Here is a 19,105-nt window from a genome sequence, read left to right as displayed (position 1 = left end):
TAAAAAATGGGAGCCTGCCCCGTGGGTCAGTGGTGGCTGCTAGCTCGTCACCGCCTTGATGAACTCAGCGATTCCAGCGAGCTCTTCTTCGCCGCGGTCAATGATGGCGGCGGAAGTAAACAAGCCGTGGTGGTATCCCACGAGGTGCTTGTGCGTGACATCCACACCAGCCTTGGCCAGCTTGCCGGCATACTCGATGCCCTCATCCGCCAGCGGATCGTTGTCCACCGTGATGACGAGTGACGGGGGCAGGCCCTCCGGTAGCTCTTCCAGCAACAGTGGGGAGAGATCCGTGGCGGTGCGCTGGGATTCCTCCGTGACGAAGGTATCGATGAACCAGCGCATGGTGTCCGACGCCAGCGGGAAGCCTTCCTCCAAGCGCTTGTAGGAAGCACCGTTCTCGGTGCGCTCACGGGAGCAATCCGTGATCGGGTAGAGGAGGATTTGGGCGCTGAGCTTGGCGACGTCATCAAGCACCGCGAACTCATTCGCCAACGTGGCAGCCAGCTGGCCGCCGGCCGAGTCGCCGGCGACCGCGATGGAGGTCACGGTCAGTCCGTGCTCAGCCTCCGGGTTGGACAGCCAGCGGTAGGCGGCGCGGCAATCGTCGATAGCCGCCGGGTAGGTGTGCTCCGGGGCGAGGCGATAATCCACCGCGACGACCGGGAGACCGGTCAGCACCGCGATACGGCGTACCGAGGAGTGGTGGGTCTCCAGGTTTCCCATAAGCCAGCCGCCGCCGTGCATGTAGAGCACTGCAGGGGTGTCCTGGCCGCGCTCCTCCTCCGGGCGGGGATCGTAGAGGCGAACCTGGAACTCGTCGACCTGGAAATCCGTGGTTGCGGGTTCCTTCTCCTCATGGAGCGGGTTGGTGTGGGCTGAGGCTACGTAGTTCTCACGCACCTGCGGGATGGGGAAATTGTGGAAGGACTTCGCTCCACCATCGCGGAAAGGTTTCAGCGCCTTCCACGCATCCTCAGCGACGGGACGCCCGGAATATTCGTCGTGCAGCGTGTGCATTGTGAAACTACCTCCTAGACCAGCTCGTAGTCGTTGAGCTCGAGCTCGTCGGTGAGCTCGTAGTACTCAGCAACGTTGCCGGACCAGTTGTTGATAACGCGGCCTTCCTCGTTCTTGTACCAGGAGGAGCAGTCAGCGGAGAACGCAGATGCCTCAAGTTCCTTCTGGATACGGGTGTTGAACTCGTCGATGACGTTCTTCTTCACGTCGAGGGCTGCCTCCGGGTTCTCGCGCAGGTAAGCAACGGCCTGGGAAATGTAGCGGTCCTGGGCCTCGAGCATGGCCACCACGGAGTGGTGGTTGAGGTTGGTGTTCGGGCCGTAGAGCATGAAGAAGTTCGGGAAACCGTCCACGGTCATGCCCAGGTAAGCCTCCGGGGAGTTGCCCCAGCGCTCGCGCAGGTCGACGCCGTCGCGGCCAGCGATCGGCAGGTCACCCTGGAACTCCTGGGAGTGGAAGCCGGTGGCGTAGATGACGACGTCGAAGTCGTGCTCGGCACCGTCGTCGGTGCGGATGCCGGTCTCGGTGAACTTCTCGATGCCAGCGGTGACAAGCTCTACGTTGTCACGGTTGAAGGTGGGGTAGAAGTCATCGGAGCGAAGGATGCGCTTGCAGCCGAAGGCGAAGGTCGGGGTGAGCTTCTCTACCAGCTCCGGGTCGTTGACCTGGGAGCGCAGGTGTTCCATAGCCTGCTCGACACCCTCGGCAGCGGAATCGGTGCCCTTGCGGGTGCGGTCAAAGCCCTCCTCGCGGACCTCGTGGATTTCCTGCCGGATGGCGCGGTAGGAATCCGGGTTCTCCTGGAACTCCTTGAGCTCCTCCTCGGTGAAGATGACCTGGTTGCGCGGGAGGATGTAGTTGGCGGAGCGCTGGAAGACGGAGAGCTTCTCCGCCTCCTTGGCTACCTCCGGAACCAGCTGGACTGCGGAAGCTGCGTTACCGATGACGGCAACCTTCTTGCCGTTCAGGTCGACGTCGTGGTTCCACTCAGCGGAGTGGAACTGTACGCCTTGGAAAGCCTCGCGGTTCGGGAAGTTCGGGATCTTCGGCTTGGAAAGCTGGCCCCACGCACCGACGAAGACACGGCCGTAGAAGGTCTCGCCGTTGGCCTCGATTTCCCAAGCCTTGAGGTCTTCCTTCCACACGGCGTTGGTGATTCGGTGGTTGAACTTGATGTGATCGTAGAGGTTGAACTCCTCGGCGAGGGCCTTGAGGTAGCCCTGCATCTCGTCCTGACCGGCGAACATGCGGGAGACGCCAAGGTTAAGGAAGTAGGAGTAGCAGTAGATGAGCGCCTGGGTATCGCAGGCGGCACCCGGGTAGGTGTTGTCGCGCCAGACGCCGCCGACCTCGTCGGCTGCTTCGAGGATGAGGAAGTCCTGCTGCTCGTCGCGAACAAGTTGGGCGCCCATGCCCAGTCCGCCGTAGCCGGTGCCGAGGATGATGCAGTCGTAGATCTTCATAGTGGTGTGTCTCCTTGAGGTGTTAGTGTTTCGGATTAGTTCGCGCGGATGGCTTCAGCCAGAACCTGGAGGCCGTCACGCAGGGTGGACTCGTTGATGACCAGGGGCGGCAGGAGGCGGATGACGTTGCCGTCGAGGCCGCAGGTGAGGATGAGCACGCCCTGCTCGCGGCAGGTCTTGGCCACCTTGGCGGTGAGGTCGGTGTTTGGCTGGTTGTTGTCATCGACCAGCTCGATGGCGATCATGGCGCCGCGGCCGCGGACCTCAGCAACGGTGGTGAGTTCGAGCAGCGGCTCCAGCTCCTCGCGGATGATGGCCTCGATTTCGCGGGCGCGGGAGTTGAGGTCCAACTCCTCCATTTCCTCGAAGGCCGCCAGGGAAGCAGCGCAGGCCACCGGGTTACCGGCGTAGGTGCCGCCGAGGGAGCCCGGGTCCGGGGCATCCATGATTTCGGCGCGGCCGGTCACAGCGGAGAGCGGCATGCCGCCGCCCACTCCCTTGGCGGTGGTGATGAGGTCCGGGATGATGCCCTCGTCTTCACAGGCGAACCAGGAGCCGGTGCGGCAGATGCCGGCCTGGATTTCATCGGCGATGAAGACAACGCCGTTGTCGGTGCACCATTCCTGCAGTGCCGGGAGGAAGCCCTTGGCCGGCTCGACGAAGCCGCCCTCGCCCTGAACCGGCTCGATGATCACGGCAGCCAGTTCTTCGGTGCCGACGTACTGCTCGATGTAGCGCAGGGTGCGTGCTGCTGCCTGCTTGCCGTCGAGGCCGTCGCGCAGCGGGTAGGACATCGGCGCGCGGTAGATGTCAGCGGCCAGGGTGCCAAAGCCGGACTTGTACGGCTTGTTCTTGGCGGTCATGGTCATGGTCAGGTTGGTGCGGCCGTGGAAGGCGCCGTCGAAGACCACGACGCGGTTCTTGCCGGTGTAGCGGCGAGCGATCTTGATGGCGTTTTCCACTGCCTCAGCACCGGTGGAGAAGAGGCAGGACTTCTTTTCGTGGGTGCCCGGGGTCAGCTCGTTGAGTTTCTTGGCTACCTGGACAAAGCCCTCATAAGGAGCGTTGAGGAAGCAGGTGTGGGTGAGGTGGCTAGCAGCCTCGGCGACGGCCTTGGCAACGCGCTGGTTGGAGGCGCCGACGGAAGTCACGGCGATGCCGGAAGCGAAGTCGACGATGGTGTTGCCGTCGACGTCGACAAGCACGCCACCGTCGCCATCGGTGATGTAGGAGGGGTAGCCCGGGATGACGCCAGCGGCGACGTCTGCTTCACGGGCGGCATTCAGCTCCTGGCTGCGGGGGCCAGGGATTGCGGTGGAGACATTCCGCTCCTGGGGGAGACGGTGCTTGAGATCCTGCATGCTGTCTGCTCCTTAATGTTCGAGATTTTGTATGACGTAGGTCATTCTGATGGCTAAACTTCAGGAGGGCCACAGACGTATTGGTGAAAGAATGGTGAGAAATTGTCCACAGTGGATAAGGGGGTAGCGGCCGGGCTGGAAGAGGGAAGCGTGTCCCTTACTTGGTTGGCCAATCAACCCGATCTGGGGATAGAAATCCTGCACGATTGCGGGCGTTCCTTTTCCGTGATGCACCCGTGTGAACTGCGCGATCCGCGCGAATTCGTGGGATCTGGGGCCGTCATTTTGCTCACCGGCATGGCATTTGAAGGACAGCCTGAGGAACTGGCAGAGTACATCCGCAAGGTGGCCGAGGGTGGGGTGACGGGGGTGGGTTTCGGCGTTGGGCTGGCCTTTGCCGAGGTTCCGCCAGGCATGCTGGAGGCCGCTCGGGAATGCAATATTTCGCTCTTCACGGTGGCGCGGCGCGTCCCTTTCGTCTCGGTGCTCGCGCGTTTGCACGACGAATTGCAGCGCCAGCGTGAGGAAGGGTTGGAGCGTTTCATTGCCCAGCAGGGCGCGCTGAACGACGCCGCTGTGGCCGGCCTTGATGCCCTCGTGGATAAGACCAGTCGCCTCCTGGGCGCGCATTCCTGTCTCGTCGATAAAGACGGGCGCGTCTTTGCGCAGTCGAGCTACCCGGGGCTGCCCCCGGTGGATTGGGCGCCGGTGATCGCCGATACTCGCGCCCAGAACTTCTACGCTGCGCGCCGCGTGGGCGGTTGGAATGTCTTGGCCCAGCGCTTGGCCGACCACGGTGCGCGTTCCTTCGGGCTCTTGGCAGTGTCGCGTGATGGCTTCGGTGTGAACGAACGCGCGCTGCTCAAGCAGGCCGCGGGCCTAGCGGAGCTCAGCGTGAAGCGCCCGCAGGAGCTGCGGCGCACGCAGAATGAGCTCAACTCCATGGCTTTGGCCATCCAGCTGGGGTTGGACCAACCGGAAGATCCCATGCGGCGCATCTTCCACCTCGTGGGCGATGCGCAGGGGAGGGTGCGGCCGGTCCTGGTGAAATCTGAAGGGGAGCGCGCCCACCAGCGCTTCATCCAGGCCCTGGATGCTCGCCTTCAGGACCACGGGCGTTTGCTCTTTGAGTATGCGCTGGACAAATCCTCCAGCCTTCTGCTCTTTAGGGGAAACCGAACGATGAAGAACCTGCAGGATTTGCTGCGCGATCTTCGTGGAAGCAAGCGCATCGTCGTAGGCCAACCCATGCCGTGGGCCGAGCTGGGGGTGGGGATTGTCCGCGAGCTGGAGTCCTTCGCCTTTGGACTGCAGCCGGGCATGCTCGCGGGCCCGGAATCGCGCACCTTGAGCTGGACCAAGGATCCCAGGGTCAAGGGAGCGGTGCATGACCGCGCGAGGGAGACCTGGGGCAAGGTGCGCGCGTACGACACGGAGCACGGCACCGAATTAGCGAAGACCCTGGAGGTTTACCTGCGCGCAGGCGGGCATGTAAGCCGCACCGCTGATGAGTTGCAATCGCACCGTCACACCGTGCGAAAGCGTATCGCGGACTTGGAGGAATTATTGGAGGTGGACCTTAAGGATCCTCTCGTGGCGGCGGAGCTTCTCATCCTGGGCGTGAGCGTTCCGGACTGAGTTCTTAAGAATCAAGGCTGAGCAAGAGCAGCTCCGCGCGGGTGACGGGGTTGGTAAGGTCCACGCCACAGAGTTGCTCGATCTTGTCCAAGCGGGCGCGCACCGTGTGCCGGTGAACGCCGAGCTCCGCGGCGGCGGTGGCCAAGTTGGCGTTACCCACGAGGAAGGAACGCAGGGTGGCGCACAACTCGGTGTTGTGTTGTGCATCGTGCTCGATGAGGCGGCTGACCGTTGCCGCGCGCCGGGCAGCGAGGGCTTCGGGTACTCCGGGTTCTGCCAGCCAGGTGGGAGCAGCGGAATCGAAAGCGGCCACAGTACCGAGGGGCAAGCTGCGTGCGTGGCTCTGGAGTGAGGACAACAGCGCCGGTGTTAATGCCTGCCATTGGATGCGCTGAAGGATGGACGTCCGGAGGAAGCGCGTATGGTTCCCGCTTAAGTTCGGGTTTGCGGTGCCCGGGGGAAGGGCGATAAGTGCCGAATCGTGTTCCGGGCGGATAAGGCTGAGTGGTTTGGTCTTTCCAATCTCATTTAAAGCCCGCGCGAGGCGGGAGGGGGATGGTGCCGTGAGGAACAGGATATCTATGAGGTCATGGCTATCGACCGTATGAAAGGCCGCCTGCAGGGCGGGGGAGTCAATGCCGGCGAGTTGGGCGTCAAGCGCCAATGCCCCGAGGATCGTATGCGCAGTGGTGTCGGGGTGATCCAAGAGCAGGCTGGCCAGCCCCGCTAGGTGTCGGATAAGCGCGCGGGAGTAGGAATCAAACTTCTCCGCGCGCGTTACTGCGATGGCCCATCGCCGTCCCGCCGAGCCGAAGATGCTGGTGATGGTGGCGCCAGTGCTTGTCGAGGTTCCCGTTCCCCGCCCCGTTTGTTTCGCGGCTTCCACCGCTGCGTCGGCTGCGCTGAGCTGGCCGCGATCGCTGCGGCTGACCACCACCCCGGAGGAACTGGCCACCGCTACCGCGGCGCCGAGTTCTTTGCTTGCTTGCATGACGAGCGCCCCTATGCTCGTGGCCGCAGCTTGATTGAGACGCTCCTGCTGGCGGTGGAGCGCAAACTGTGCGTTGTTGTCCAGGCGGGCCTGTTCCTGAGCCACGGCCGTGGTGATGGACACGAAACGGGTGGCGCGCGGGACCTCAAAGAGGGCGAGACTGTGTTGCGAGCAGGCGTGAATAAGTTCTGTAGGGACCTCGTCAAAGGCTAGCCCGGTGCCGAAGCCTATGCCCTGCACGCCGGCCGCGGCCAGGGCCGCAACATAGCGTTCGAAGCCCTCCGGTTCTTCCTGGAAGGCAAGCCCCAACGTGAGCATGAGCGCCCCGGGGGAGGTGAACTCGCTGGGGTCCGCGAGCTCGGAAGCGTGGATGGTGTTGAATGTGGCGCTACCGGTGACGATGCTTCGCAGGTTCAATGAGCGCTGGTTGAGCAGCCAGCGGAAGGAAATCTCACGCATGGTGGACAGGGTACACAGCTATGGGGAGGAAATTTATACATCTTGTCCATAGTGTGCGGAGGGTGGTGGAGACCACACTAAGGGGCACACTATTCATCCGAGCACAAAAGGAAGACCATGCAGGAACTTCAGTACCACATTGAGCAGTCTCGCCACCTGGGCCAGCAGGTCCCGGGCCCGAAGAGCGCCGCCCTGGATGAGCGCCGGAAGAACGCCCTCCCCGCGGGCATGGCGCCGTCGCTTCCGGGTTACGTAGTGGATGCCGATGGCGGCATTCTTGCCGATGCCGACGGCAACCGCTTCATCGACCTTGCCTCCGGCATCGCCGTGACCTCCGCTGGCGCTTCGAACCCGGCCGTTGTGGCCGCGGTCCAGGAGGCCGTGGCACACTTTACGCACACCTCCTTCACTATCTCCCCATACGAGTCCTACGTTGCCGTGGCAGAGAAGCTTAATGAGGTTACGCCGGGTGATCACCCGAAGAAGACCGCGCTCTTCAACTCCGGCGCTGAGGCTGTGGAAAACGCCGTGAAGATTGCCCGCAACTACACCGGCAAGCGCGGGGTCGTGGTCATGGACCGCGCTTTCCACGGCCGTACGAACCTGACCATGGCGATGACCGCTAAGCAGTCGCCGTACAAGAACGGCTTTGGTCCCTTTGCTCCGGAGATCTACCGCGCTCCGATGTCCTACCCGTTGCGTGACGGCCTGAGCGGCGCCGAGGCTGCCAAGAAGACCATCACCATGATTGAGCAGGAAGTGGGTGCAGCCAACCTGGCCTGTGTTGTTGCCGAGCCGATTCAGGGCGAGGGCGGCTTCGTCGTCCCGGCCGAGGGCTACCTCGCAGCAATCCAGAAATGGTGCAACGATAACGACGTCGTTTTTATCGTTGATGAGATTCAGGCGGGCATGATGCGCACCGGTACGTGGTTTGCCTCTGACCACGAGGGCATCGTTCCAGACATGGTGACTATCGCGAAGGGTATTGCCTCCGGCATGCCGCTGTCCGCAGTGACCGGCCGTGCGGAAATTATGGACGCCCCGCAGCCAGGCGGCTTGGGAGGCACCTACACCGGTAACCCGGTAGCGTGTGCCGCTGCGCTGGCAACCTTCAAGGAATTCGAGGAGAAGGACTTCGGTGCGCGCGCCCAGAACCTGGAGAAGGTCGCCCGCGAGGAGCTGGAGCCGATTCTTGGCGACGACCGCGTGGCCGAGTTCCGCGGCCGCGGCGCCATGCTCGCACTCGAGTTCGTCACTGCTGATGGCGAGCCAGATTCTGAGCTGGTGCACAAAATTGCCGACGCTGCCAAGGCCGAAGGTGTCCTGCTACTGACCTGCGGCCTGGACCACAACGTCATCCGATTCCTGCCTTCCCTAGCCATCCCGGAAGACCTGTGGCGTGAGGCGCTGCAAGTCGTCGTCAAGCAGTTCAGCGAATACAAGTAAGGCGAATACAGTTCTCACCCGGTGAAGGCCGGGTGAGTTCACGTTTTAGTAGCAGTTTAGTAGTCATCGGAGAAGTCTTTGTCCAACAACATTTCTGTGCCGCAGAAGGATGAATCCACGAAGGAATTCAAGCCTGCGCTGTCCTTCGTGCAGGGCATCGCCCTCATCTTCGGCACCAACATCGGTGCTGGAGTCCTCTCTATTCCTTATGCCGCTCGCAACGGTGGATTCCTCGCGCTCGTCATCGCCCTGCTCGTGGCTGGCACGCTCACGACCATTTCCATGTTGTACGTGGCGGAGTGCGCCATGCGCACCAAGGCCACGCTGCAAGTCTCGGGACTGGCCGAGCATTACCTCGGGCAGTGGGGCCGGTGGCTGGTATTCATTGCCATCATCGTCAACGGTATCGGCGCACTCATCGCGTATGCTGCAGGTTCCGGTGACTTGATTAACAACATCTTCGGTCTGCCACCGCTTCTTGGAACGTTGATCTTCTTTGGGTTTGGCTCGTGGGTGATGTACCGCGGCCTGCACACCACGGGTGCCACTGAGGGTGCCATTACCGCCGGTATGGCCATCATCATTGCCGTCCTTTGTGGATGGACAATCCTGGGCCCAGGCATCAAGGTGGAAAACCTTCTGGTTCTTCATCCCTTCTTCATCGTTCCGATTCTGAACCTGGCGGTGTTCTCCTTCTTGGCGCAGTATGTGGTTCCGGAGCTGGTCCAAGGCATGGATCCGTCGAAGCCGCAGGAGACCGCGCGAGCGATTGTCGTTGGCATGGTCATCACGGGCTTTACCCTGGCGCTGGTTCCATTTGCAGCACTCGGCCTGCTCGGCATGGAGGTTACCGAAGTGGTGACCATTGCATGGGGTGAGGCACTTGGCCCGGTTGCCTACTACCTGGCCAACATCTTTGCCTTGGCAGCCATGCTGACATCGTTCCTGGCGATTGGTTTCACCACCATGCGAAACGTTCTAGATATCTTCCACTGGGAAGGTGTAAAGGGACAGCGCATCGTCGCGGTGGCACTGACGGTTGTTCCACCATTGGTAATTTCGATTGCTGGCCTCGGTGGATTCGTTGCAGCATTGTCGTATGCCGGTGGCTTCGCTGGAGCCATCATGTCCGTTATCCCGGTAATGCTGCTGCACGCCTCCCGCAAGAAGGGCGACCGTGATCCTGGCTGGACCGTGGGCGGTCTCGCACACCCAGCTATTCAGGGCACCATCATCGTGGTGTACTGCCTGGCATTCATCTATTCGATCATTTCCATTGTCGGATTGGTGCCGGCTGGCTGGGCATAGCCATGAAGGTATCTATCTAGGGCGTAATCTATCGCTCTACTGTGCATAGCAAAAGGGCTGGTGTTCAACCCTCTGGGATTAAACACCAGCCCTTAAGCGCGTGGTCTAGAAGATTCCGTGCTTATGCAGAGCCTCGTCATCGGACGGGACTTCAGCAATCGCATCCCACAGCTCGGCAATCTTGCCGTCCTCGACGCGCCACAACTCGCAGTAGGAGTGGCGGGCGCCGGCGATGCTGCCCTCGGAGTGAGTCAGCACGAACTGGCCCTGAGCGACGGTGCGGTGAATGCGCTCATACTCAAGCCCCTCGCCGTCCTCTCGTAGTTTGGTGAGGAAGTCGACGCAGTTCTGGGCGCCATCGGCAATGTCGGGAGAGTGCTGAGCAAACTGATCGTCGCGCGTGTACTCGATGAAACCGGAGTAATCGCCGCCGATGAGTGAACGTTCAAAGAACTCAGTGACGAGCCGTCGGTTCTGCTCAGTAAGGTTCTCATCACCCGGATCGGTGGGGCCATCAAGCTGTGTGCGGCCGCTTGCGTTTGGTTCTGCCTTAGGGACGAGGTTGTCCCAGTGCTCGACAACCTTGTCGCCCTCGACGCGGTAGATATCGAAGCCCACGAAAGGCTCTTCTTCGATGCCGTCGAAGCGGCCATGCAGAGCAACGAGGTTGTTGGCCTCATCCGCGATGACACGGGCGTTGGTGTACTTCAAACCATCGCCGAGATCATCCACGAACTTCTTCAGGCCCTCGGCATCGTTGGCAATGAGCGGGGAGTGCTCAACAAAGTTGTCGGCGAAGTGCTTGTCTAGGACGGAGGTATCGTGCCCGTCGAAAAGCGCGGTGTGGACATCGAGAACAAAGTGTCCCAGTGAACTCATGATATCTCCCTTAGTTTGCTACGAAGTAGGTGCACTTGTTGACGAACTCATCCATGCCGTACGGGCCCAGCTCGCGGCCATAACCGGAGTTCTTCACGCCACCGAATGGCACCTCCGCGCCCTCAGCGGCGTAGGTGTTGACGTTGGACATGCCCACCTCAAGCTTCTGGCCAATCTTCTTCGCGCGCTCGACGTCTTGGGAGAAGACGCAGCCGCCAAGGCCGTATTGCGTGTCATTGGCCAGCTTGAGTGCTTCTTCGTCGCTGCTGACCTTGAACACGGTGGCCACGGGGCCGAAGAGTTCTTCGTAGTAGACGTCGGAGCCAACGGGGACGTCGGTAAGCACGGCGGGGCTCAGGTACGAGGACTTCTCATCGACCAGCTCACCTCCGACGTGCAGGGTAGCGCCGGCAGCAACGGCATCATCGAGCTGCTGCTTGAGCTTCTCGGCGGCACCGCGCGAGGACAGTGGCGTATAGACGGTCTCGGATGCGTCCTCCGGCTTGCCGGGCTTCATGGCCTTGGCCAATTCGACGAGCTCGGCAACGAACTCATCGTAGATATCTTCCATGACGATAAGACGCTTGTTGGAGTTGCAGGCCTGTCCGGTGTTGTAGAGGCGGGTCTCCCACGCATCCTTGGCTGCCTGCTTGACGTCATCGGTGTCAAGGATGATGTACGGGTCGGAGCCACCGAGCTCGAGGACTGCCTTCTTGAGGTTCTTGGCAGCGATGGCACCGACGGCAGCGCCGGCACGCTCGGAACCGGTGAGCGATACGCCGCGCAGTTCCTTGTGCTCGATGATCTTTTCAACCTGCTCGTGGGTAACGAAGACGTTGGTGTACACACCCTTGGGCACGCCGGCATCATCCATGATTTTCTGGATGGCCAGCGCGGAACGCGGACAGATTTCCGCATGCTTCAGAATGATGGTGTTGCCCAGCATCAGGTTGGGAGCTGCAAAGCGAGCGACCTGGTAGTAGGGGAAGTTCCACGGCATGATGCCCAGCAGAACACCGAAGGGGCGGCGCTGGATGTAAGCAGTGCCATCCATCTCTACGGGGATTTCCTCATCGGCGGCGAACTTCGGACCGTTGTCGGCGTAGTAGGAGAAGATAGCGCCGCAGAACTCGGCCTCCTCCACGCCTTCAGAGATTGGCTTGCCCATTTCGGTGGCGATGATGTCAGCTAATTCGTCCTTGCGCTCGTCGAAGAGCTCGCCAACGCGGGTGACAATCTTGGCGCGCTCCTCGATGGGAGTCTCGCGCCAGCTGAGGAAGGCCTCGTGAGCGGTGTCGACGGCTGCGAGTGCTTCCTGTTCGGTGATGTGGTCGAAGGTCTCCAGTACCTCGCCGGTAGCGGGGTTTTCTACACGAATTCCAGGCATGATGTTGTCCTCCTGTGGTCGTTAGTCTGACGGGGTGATCCCCTTTATAGCGCTGCCATGTGACGCGCGCCAATAAATTTTTACTCTATGGCTTTTATCTCACTACGAGGTGGGGTCGTGCTGGGAAAAGATGGTGAGCGCGAACTAGTTAGCCCGTCCACGGCTTAATGCCGGCCCGCTGCCATGCCTCCAAAAACTCGGTTGTCTCTTCCTCGTTGGTGATCGATACGCGAACACCTTCGTCGAGGTAGCGGCGGATGACCACTCCTTGGTCAAGAATCTTTTGCTCTACCTCCGCGGCGTCCCCGCGCGGGAGCCACACAAAGTTGCCGTAGGATTGTTCAGCTCCCAGCTCGTGTGCGACGCGGTCGCGCTGGGCTTTGGTGATGGCGACGGCGTCGAGAAGCTCGTCGTGGTGCTTGAGCACCTCGACTGCGGCCATTTCCGCTATGGCGGTGACCGTCAGGGGAAGGGAGAGTAACCGCAGGGCGTTGATAATCTCCCTGCCGGCTACCGCATAACCCACGCGCATTCCAGCGAGGCCCCAGGCCTTGGAGAACGTACGCACGCCCAGCAAGTTGGGGTAGCGGGTGTATTCCTCGACGGAGTCCGGGGTATCGGGGGCATCGTTGTATTCCCAGTAGGCTTCGTCGAGGAGGACGACGACGTCCTCAGGCACACGGTCCATGAACGCGCGGAATTCGCCGTGGGTAATGACCGTGCCCGTGGGGTTATTGGGGTTGCACAGGATGATGAGCTTGGTCTTGTCGGTGAGGGCGGCTAGCACAGCGTCAAGGTCTACGCGGTAGTCTTCCGTCAGTGGGGTCAGCACTGGAGTAGCACCGGCCATGCGCACGTAGAGGGGGTAGGCCTCAAAGCTGCGCCAGGGCACGATGACCTCATCGCCGGTTTGGCAGCAGGCCAAGATAGTGGCCTGCAGAATCGGGGTGGAACCAGCGGAGACAAAGATGTTGTCCGCAGGCAGATTAAGGTAATTGCACAGAGCGTTGGTGAGCTCCGGGGAGCCCGGCTGTTGGTAGCGGTTGGTGGTGCGGGCGGCGTCGGCAGCCGCGGCGATGATGTTCTCCGAAGGCGGGAAGGCAACCTCATTTGAGGACAACTTGAGGGCGTCAGGAAAATCCTTGCCCACCTTGTACTCAGGGAAGCTGGAGAGATCGCTGCGAAGCATGCGGTTTCCTTTCTAAAGCATGTCCCAGATGGTGACGGCCATGATGAGCACGCCCATACCGAAGACGAAGTAGTTCCAGGGGTCGTTACGGAATTTCTTGTAAACGTCCAGTTTCTTGAACATGTATACCGGCACGATGTAGACAATGAATGCCACGAACACGCCAGAGACCACGGAAATCATGGAAATGATGGACGGGTTAAAGACCGCCACGAGGGTGGTGCCCACGAAGGCGATGAGGTAGATGATGTTGAGAAGGCTGCGATGCGAAACTTTCTCTGCCAGCTGTGGCGCGGCAGTCTTGAGCAGGTACTCAGTGCCCTCTTCGGTGCCGAGCATGTGGCCGAAGTAGGAGGACACGATGGCGCAGATGACGACGATGGGCGCCATATACGCCATGAACGGCGTGCCGGTGACGTTGGCGAAGTAGGAGAGCACTGGAATGTTTTGCTCCAGTGCCTCATTCATGCCGTCCGCGCCCAAGGCAAGGACGCAGGACCAGACGAAGAACATGGTAAAGACCACGAGCAGGATGGACGTGTAGAGCTCCGTGCGGGAGACGCGCTTCTCGGTCTTCTCGCCGTACTGTGGCTGCATGTCGATGGCGAACTGCGACAGTGCCGCCATGTGGGAGAAGGAGAAGACCAGCACTGGAAGGATGAGGAAGATGCCTTTGAGCATCTGGCCCCAGCTATCGGCACCGTCGTCGAAGTGGATGAAGCTCTGGAGATCCCAGCGCGGAATGAGGTAGATGGAGGTCACCGCCAGCGCGATGATGAGCGGGTACACCAGCACCTGGGCCAGCCAAATCATGGGCTTGCGGCCGATGGCGAAGCCACCGGTCATGATGCCGACACAGATGGTGGCCAGTAGCCAGCGGTTAAGGGAGGGGCCGCCGAGCTGGTTCACAATGAAGCTGTCGACGGCGTTGGTGATGGAGACACCGTAAATGAGCACGGTGGAAAAGACCGAAATCCAGTACAGCAGGGCGAAGGCGACACCAGAGCCTTTGCCTAGGTATTGGGTGACCAGCTCGAGGATGTCTTTGCCGTGATCCTCTTTCGGCGCACCGGCCACGATGCGCGCGTAAGTGCGGTGGGAGAAGTACACCAGCGGGAGGATAAAGACGGTGGCGAAGACAAGCGGCCAGAAGCCGAAACCACCGGCGTTGAGCGGCAGGAAGAGGATACCAGCACCCACCGCGGTGCCGAAGAGGGTAATGATCCACGAGGCAGTAGAAGCAGCGGGGCGCTGCTTGGCCACGACATCATCACCGACGAGGTGCTCACCTTCTTTCAGCTCGCTGGCGGGCACGGAGGATGTTGTCGGGGGATTGTGTGTGGTGCTCATGGTGAGCCTCCTCTATTCGATGGGCAGGGAGTGGTCTTGATCGGTGATGACGTTGATGAGTGCGGGGATACCTTCTTCCTGGATGGCGGCTAGGGCACGGGCGACGGCCTCCGGTGCTTGGGAATCATCGGTCACGAGCTCGCCGTGAGCGCCGAAGCCGCGGGCGACGGCCGCGAAGTCAGGGTTCACCAGCTGCGTGCCGGAAACGCGATCGGGGAAGTGCTTCTTCTGGTGATCGCGAATAGTGCCGAATTCGCCGTTGGACATGACGATGATGAGGAATGGTGCGCCGTACTGCAGAGCGGTGGCCAGCTCCTGGCCGTTCATGAGGTATTCGCCATCGCCGGCAATGGTGACGACGGTGCGTTCAGGGAACTGCAGTTTTGTAGCCACCGCAGCTGGCACGGAGTAGCCCATGGAACCATTGCGCACGCTGAACTGCGAAGGATAGACCGTCGAGCGCAAGAACTGCTGCGCCCAGATGCAGTGGTTGCCGGCGCCGAAGGTGTAGAGGGAATCCTTCGGCAGCTGCTCATGGAGTGCTGCGAGGATGGCCTCCATGTGGGCGGTGCCATCCTTGCCTGGGCGGTAGTCAGCCGGCGAGGGCAAGGTGGCGAACTCGAGATGGTTGGCATGTGCGGAGTCGAACCACTCGCCGCGCTTGTCCGCGCCCTCGACGTTCAGGCGTTCCAGGGCGTTCGCAAAGGCAACAGGGCTTGCCACGATGTGCTCGTCCAGCGCCACCGAGTGACCGCGCAGGCTGGTATCGGGGTTGATGGCGATGTTGCGTGCCTGCGGCGATTGGCGCAAGGTGTAACCGTCGGTGGGGACATCACCAAGAACGGCACCGACTTCGATGACAAGAGAGGCGTCTTCGAGTAGCTGCGCCGCGCGCGGATCGCGGCCATAACCCAACCAGCCAGCGTTGGCGGGGGAGTCAAACGGCACGCGGTCAGCGGCGCGGAAATCTTGAATGATGGGGATGCGGTGCTCCTCTGCGAAGCGAGTGATCTTCTCCGCGGCCTCCGGGGTCCAGCGCGGACCGCCGGCGAAGATGAGCGGGCGCTCTGCGTGGCTGAGTTCGCGGGAGAGGAGGCCCAGGTGATCGTCGGAAAGCGCGCCCTCCGACACCGGGATGGGTGGGTGGATGGTGCCGGTGAATTCGCGGTGCAGGATGTCCTCGGGCAAACCCACGATGACGGGACCGGGGCGGCCCTGCTGGGCCTGGAAGAAAGCCTCAGCCACGACGCGGGAGGCGCGCGACGGGTCATCGAGGACAAAGACCTGCTTGGCCTGGGTGCCGAACCAGGCCTTGGGGTCAAACTCCTGGAAGGACTCGCGGTCGCGGTCAGCGTGGGGGATAAGGCCCACGAAAAGGACGAGCGGGGTGGCATCCTGCCAGGCGGTATGGATGCCCACGAAAGCGTTGGCCGCGCCGGGCCCACGTGTCACCATGGCGACACCTGACTGGCCCGTAGCTTTGCCGTGCGCCTCTGCCATGTAGGAAGCGCCGCCTTCCTGGCGGGTAACGATGGCCTCGACGGGACTGTCATAAAGCCCGTCGAGGACGGGCAAGAAGCTTTCGCCGGGAACGAGGAATGCGCGGCTCACGCCGTGGGCGGCGAGGGATTCGGCAATGGCGGCGCCGACATGTGACATGGAGAACCTCCCTTGGGTGTATGTGGTAGTCATCTCATTATTCTGTTCTTGTTTCATGTTGTCTAATGTCTAAAAAGTTGGAAACTTATGCCTTTAAGGCATAGTTGGTGGTAGAAATAGGAGAATGGACATGGTGAAAGCCAGATATTTCCTCGCGCTCGCGGACGCCGGCACGGTGACGGCCGCCGCCACGCAGCTGGGAATCACCCAACCTGCATTAAGCCGCCAGCTGCGCCGCTTTGAGAAGGAACTGGACCTCGAGCTCTTTACGCGCGCCGGGTCAGCGCTGGTGCTTACCGACGCCGCCCATGCCCTCATCCCCACCTGCCGGCGCCTCCTCGCCGAATCCGCGCGTGCTGGGCAGGCGGTGGAAGCCTTGCGCTCTGGCAATGTTGCCGCACTGCGGGTAGCGGCGACGCCGACGACAATCTCCACCCTGCTCGCGCCGTTCATTGAAGCAGCTGGTTCCTCCATCCCTTTGCTCACCACGTGTCCGGTCTCGCACTACGATGTGTTCGCGGCATTGGAGGGCACCGCCGACCTCGTCATTGCTCCCATTCCGCCAGGACCTGATGTGGCCTCGCTGCCTTTAGGTTCGGTTCCCGTGCGTGCCTGGGTCCCGCCGGCCCATCCGCTGGCGTTGGAGTGCGCAGGCTCGACCAGTGTGGATGTGGCTCGCTTGCTCGAGGAGCGTCTTGCTTTGCCGTCGCGAAGCAGCGTTTCCCGCGGAGTGCTGGATTCCTTTATAGGAAGGGCAGGTTTGAGTCTTGGCTCTCACGTCGAGTGTGATGACACCGCAACCTTGAGCGCCTTGGCCCGCTCAGGCCAGGCCGTAGCCCTAATGACGGAGCTGCGTCCGGTGCGATTAGTGGGCTTCGACGTGGTCGATGGCGACAAGGCAGTCGGCGGTGTGCCCCTTGTCGCTGCGTGGCGCCCGGGCCACTTCGCCGGAAATGAGATTGCCCAGATTGCCCGGCGGTTTCGCAGTTTTATTGAGGGCTCTCTTCGCTAGAGCTGTTTTCTTGGCGCTGGGCGGTGCACTCCTAGTGTGCGGTGGATACAACTGCCCTTGTTGCCAAAGATCTGGCTGGATCTTGAGTCAGAGGCGGTAACTTTGGCAGATAAGGCAGTTGCTCTGCGCTCAGCGGTGCGCCGTGTTAGCTTGGGGTCGAGCTTTCCGGGGGGAATGACATGAAACACGGCATTGTGCGCGGCTTATCTAAAGGTGCGCTTGCAACTCGGGTGCGCCGAGGAGAGATTACGCGTCTTGCCAAGGGGCTCTACGTATGGGGCAGGCCCGAGGCATTAGAACTATTGAAGCTGTTACAGGAGCACCGGCCCTTCCTTAAGGTGACAGGTACAACGGCTGCTCAGGTACTCCTTGGCGAGACTGTCACTTTTCCACTGAAGCTCGCCAGTGTGGAGAGAATGCCGACATCAACCTTTTATGTGCACTCGCGGGTGAGTGTCGAAAGCTTTGTTACCTTGTCTGGGATCCGGGTCCTTAATCCTCTTGTCGCAATGAAGAAAGTTAGTCCTGAGCTGGGAATTCGCGTTTTTGAGTCCATCTATTCCTCAAAGGCTGGGCGGGCGCGCCTGGATAATCACCGCGAAGCACTCAAGGTCACCCCTGTTGCAAGTCAACGGATGCTGGAGCAGGCCGCTTTGTTCACGGACTCTGGTGCGGAGGTCAAGGTGGCCAAGGGATTGAAAAGGCGTGGGCTCAAGGTTGAGTGCAACGTTGTTATCGGCCACTACACCTGGGACATTGTGCTCCCAGAGCTCAAAGTTGCGGTAGAAATCAACGGGATGAAATTTCATTCCCAGCAAGAGGCATGGCTGCGGGACCACTGGAAAAACAACGAAGGTGCACTGATTGGGTGGCTAACGCTGCGCTACACAGGTCATTGCGTGGCGCACCACCTGGACTATGTCATCGACCAGATAGCCAATGCCAGGAATCCGGACTTTGAGAAGCGCTATTTCAAGTTCATCGGCTTCTGGCACGAGGGAGTGTTGCCGCCCAAACCAAAGCCCTGGGAGTACAGCGAGCACTTGGGGTATCTTCCGCCGGACCTGCCTGAACCCCCTGACTTCCCAGAGTCACCTAACTGCCCTAGTTGACGAAGTTTTTACCAGATCTTGAACCGGAGGCGGTGTTTTTGGCAGATCGGGCAGTGTGGAGCGTGATCCTGGCAGTTGAGCCCGACAGCAGGGTGCGGACGCTAGGCTGCAACGAGTCCTTCAACAATGAGCGCCAAGGCCGCGCTGATGGCCACCACGAACACGATGCGGTTGAGCACCTTCGCGTTGATAAAGCGGTTGAGGTAGCCGGCGGCGATGAGGCCCACGATGGCTACCGGCAGGTAGGCCGCGGCGGCGGTGAGCTGTAGTTGGGTGATTTGCCCACTTAAGCCCAAGATGGCCAGCGAGATGGTGCAGCCGATGATGAAGGTGCCTGACAAGGTACCTCGAATGCGGGCAGGGTCGTAGCCCTTTAAGACCAACGCCATGGGTGGGCCGCCGATGGAGGTGGAGGTACCCAAGAAGCCGGAGGTCACACCCGCCACCGCGATGTTGGCGGTGGTGCGCTTGGGGGACCAGCCGAGGCTGGACAACGTCATGGCAAAGATGACGGCGCAGCCTATAAACAGGGAAAGTCCGCGGTGCGAAAGCGAGGCAATTGCCCACGCACCGAGCAGGGAGCCGGGGATGCGCGCGATGGAGGAGATGGCCACGATGTCCCAGGACACTGCGGCGCGGGCTTTGAGCATGGTCGTCGTGGAGATGACGAAAGCTAACAGAAGAATGAGCGTGGGGACTAGCTCCGGTTTGATGAGCGCCAAGATAGGGGTGGCGATGGTGCCCAGCCCGAATCCGATGGTGCCCTGGCAGATTGTGCCCACGAGGATGAGCACGCCGATAAATACATAGAGCCAGCTGAACATTGCTCCA

At 61.1% G+C, this 19,105-nt stretch carries 15 protein-coding genes; 5 read left to right on the top strand and 10 right to left on the bottom strand.

Going from position 1 to position 19,105, the window contains the following annotated elements:
* Nucleotides 1-39 precede the first annotated feature (39 nt).
* The 3 genes from QP922_RS06585 to gabT (QP922_RS06575) are packed head-to-tail and all read right to left on the bottom strand — an operon-like array spanning nt 40 to nt 3,844.
* Entirely contained in the window at nt 40-1,020 is a 981-nt protein-coding gene (locus QP922_RS06585) for an alpha/beta hydrolase (protein WP_284808465.1), read from the bottom strand.
* Nucleotides 1,021-1,034: 14 nt separating this feature from the next.
* Complete coding sequence (locus QP922_RS06580) at nt 1,035-2,483, bottom strand: flavin-containing monooxygenase (protein WP_284808464.1); 1,449 nt, start codon at nt 2,481-2,483, stop codon at nt 1,035-1,037.
* 35 nt (nt 2,484-2,518) lie between these two features.
* On the bottom strand, nt 2,519-3,844 hold the full coding sequence (gabT, locus tag QP922_RS06575; protein WP_284808463.1) for a 4-aminobutyrate--2-oxoglutarate transaminase: 1,326 nt from the start codon (nt 3,842-3,844) through the stop codon (nt 2,519-2,521).
* Nucleotides 3,845-3,994: 150 nt separating this feature from the next.
* Here gabT (QP922_RS06575) and QP922_RS06570 point away from each other — a divergent pair, with 150 nt between their 5' ends.
* Nucleotides 3,995-5,482 (top strand): helix-turn-helix domain-containing protein, encoded by a 1,488-nt coding sequence (locus QP922_RS06570; protein WP_284808461.1) that lies wholly within the window; start codon nt 3,995-3,997, stop codon nt 5,480-5,482.
* Nucleotides 5,483-5,486: 4 nt separating this feature from the next.
* Here the strand turns inward: QP922_RS06570 and QP922_RS06565 are convergent, their stop codons facing one another.
* Nucleotides 5,487-6,932 (bottom strand): PucR family transcriptional regulator, encoded by a 1,446-nt coding sequence (locus QP922_RS06565; protein WP_284808460.1) that lies wholly within the window; start codon nt 6,930-6,932, stop codon nt 5,487-5,489.
* Between the two features lie 117 nt (nt 6,933-7,049).
* Between QP922_RS06565 and gabT (QP922_RS06560) the strand changes: the two genes are divergently transcribed.
* Both gabT (QP922_RS06560) and QP922_RS06555 read left to right on the top strand, forming a co-directional pair.
* Entirely contained in the window at nt 7,050-8,378 is a 1,329-nt protein-coding gene (gene gabT / locus QP922_RS06560) for a 4-aminobutyrate--2-oxoglutarate transaminase (protein WP_284808459.1), read from the top strand.
* Between the two features lie 78 nt (nt 8,379-8,456).
* On the top strand, nt 8,457-9,686 hold the full coding sequence (locus QP922_RS06555) for an aromatic amino acid transport family protein (protein ID WP_502869590.1): 1,230 nt from the start codon (nt 8,457-8,459) through the stop codon (nt 9,684-9,686).
* 105 nt (nt 9,687-9,791) lie between these two features.
* Here the strand turns inward: QP922_RS06555 and QP922_RS06550 are convergent, their stop codons facing one another.
* The 5 genes from QP922_RS06550 to QP922_RS06530 all read right to left on the bottom strand — a co-directional run bounded on the left by QP922_RS06550 (nt 9,792) and on the right by QP922_RS06530 (nt 16,150).
* Nucleotides 9,792-10,565, bottom strand: coding sequence for a nuclear transport factor 2 family protein (locus QP922_RS06550; protein ID WP_284808458.1), 774 nt, complete (start codon nt 10,563-10,565; stop codon nt 9,792-9,794).
* A gap of 10 nt (nt 10,566-10,575) precedes the next feature.
* Nucleotides 10,576-11,952, bottom strand: a complete 1,377-nt coding sequence (locus tag QP922_RS06545; RefSeq protein ID WP_284808457.1) for an NAD-dependent succinate-semialdehyde dehydrogenase — start codon at nt 11,950-11,952, stop codon at nt 10,576-10,578.
* Nucleotides 11,953-12,100: 148 nt separating this feature from the next.
* Complete coding sequence (locus QP922_RS06540) at nt 12,101-13,141, bottom strand: histidinol-phosphate transaminase (RefSeq protein WP_284808456.1); 1,041 nt, start codon at nt 13,139-13,141, stop codon at nt 12,101-12,103.
* Between the two features lie 12 nt (nt 13,142-13,153).
* The gene (locus QP922_RS06535) at nt 13,154-14,491 is read right to left on the bottom strand and encodes an aromatic amino acid transport family protein (RefSeq protein ID WP_284808455.1); all 1,338 of its coding nucleotides are present in this window, start codon (nt 14,489-14,491) and stop codon (nt 13,154-13,156) included.
* A 12-nt stretch (nt 14,492-14,503) separates the two neighbouring features.
* On the bottom strand, nt 14,504-16,150 hold the full coding sequence (locus tag QP922_RS06530) for a thiamine pyrophosphate-dependent enzyme (RefSeq protein WP_284808454.1): 1,647 nt from the start codon (nt 16,148-16,150) through the stop codon (nt 14,504-14,506).
* A 130-nt stretch (nt 16,151-16,280) separates the two neighbouring features.
* Between QP922_RS06530 and QP922_RS06525 the strand changes: the two genes are divergently transcribed.
* The gene (locus tag QP922_RS06525) at nt 16,281-17,162 is read left to right on the top strand and encodes a LysR family transcriptional regulator (RefSeq protein ID WP_284808453.1); all 882 of its coding nucleotides are present in this window, start codon (nt 16,281-16,283) and stop codon (nt 17,160-17,162) included.
* A gap of 179 nt (nt 17,163-17,341) precedes the next feature.
* Nucleotides 17,342-18,274 (top strand): type IV toxin-antitoxin system AbiEi family antitoxin domain-containing protein, encoded by a 933-nt coding sequence (locus QP922_RS06520; RefSeq protein ID WP_284808452.1) that lies wholly within the window; start codon nt 17,342-17,344, stop codon nt 18,272-18,274.
* A 101-nt stretch (nt 18,275-18,375) separates the two neighbouring features.
* Here QP922_RS06520 and QP922_RS06515 read toward each other — a convergent pair whose 3' ends face one another.
* The gene (locus QP922_RS06515) at nt 18,376-19,098 is read right to left on the bottom strand and encodes a sulfite exporter TauE/SafE family protein (RefSeq protein ID WP_284808451.1); all 723 of its coding nucleotides are present in this window, start codon (nt 19,096-19,098) and stop codon (nt 18,376-18,378) included.
* Nucleotides 19,099-19,105 lie beyond the last annotated feature (7 nt).

Origin of the sequence: Corynebacterium sp. MSK218, assembly GCF_030232655.1 — a bacterium.
GTDB lineage: Bacteria > Actinomycetota > Actinomycetes > Mycobacteriales > Mycobacteriaceae > Corynebacterium.
Note: the sequence above shows the minus strand (reverse complement) of the source record. Positions and strands in the feature narration are given on the sequence as shown.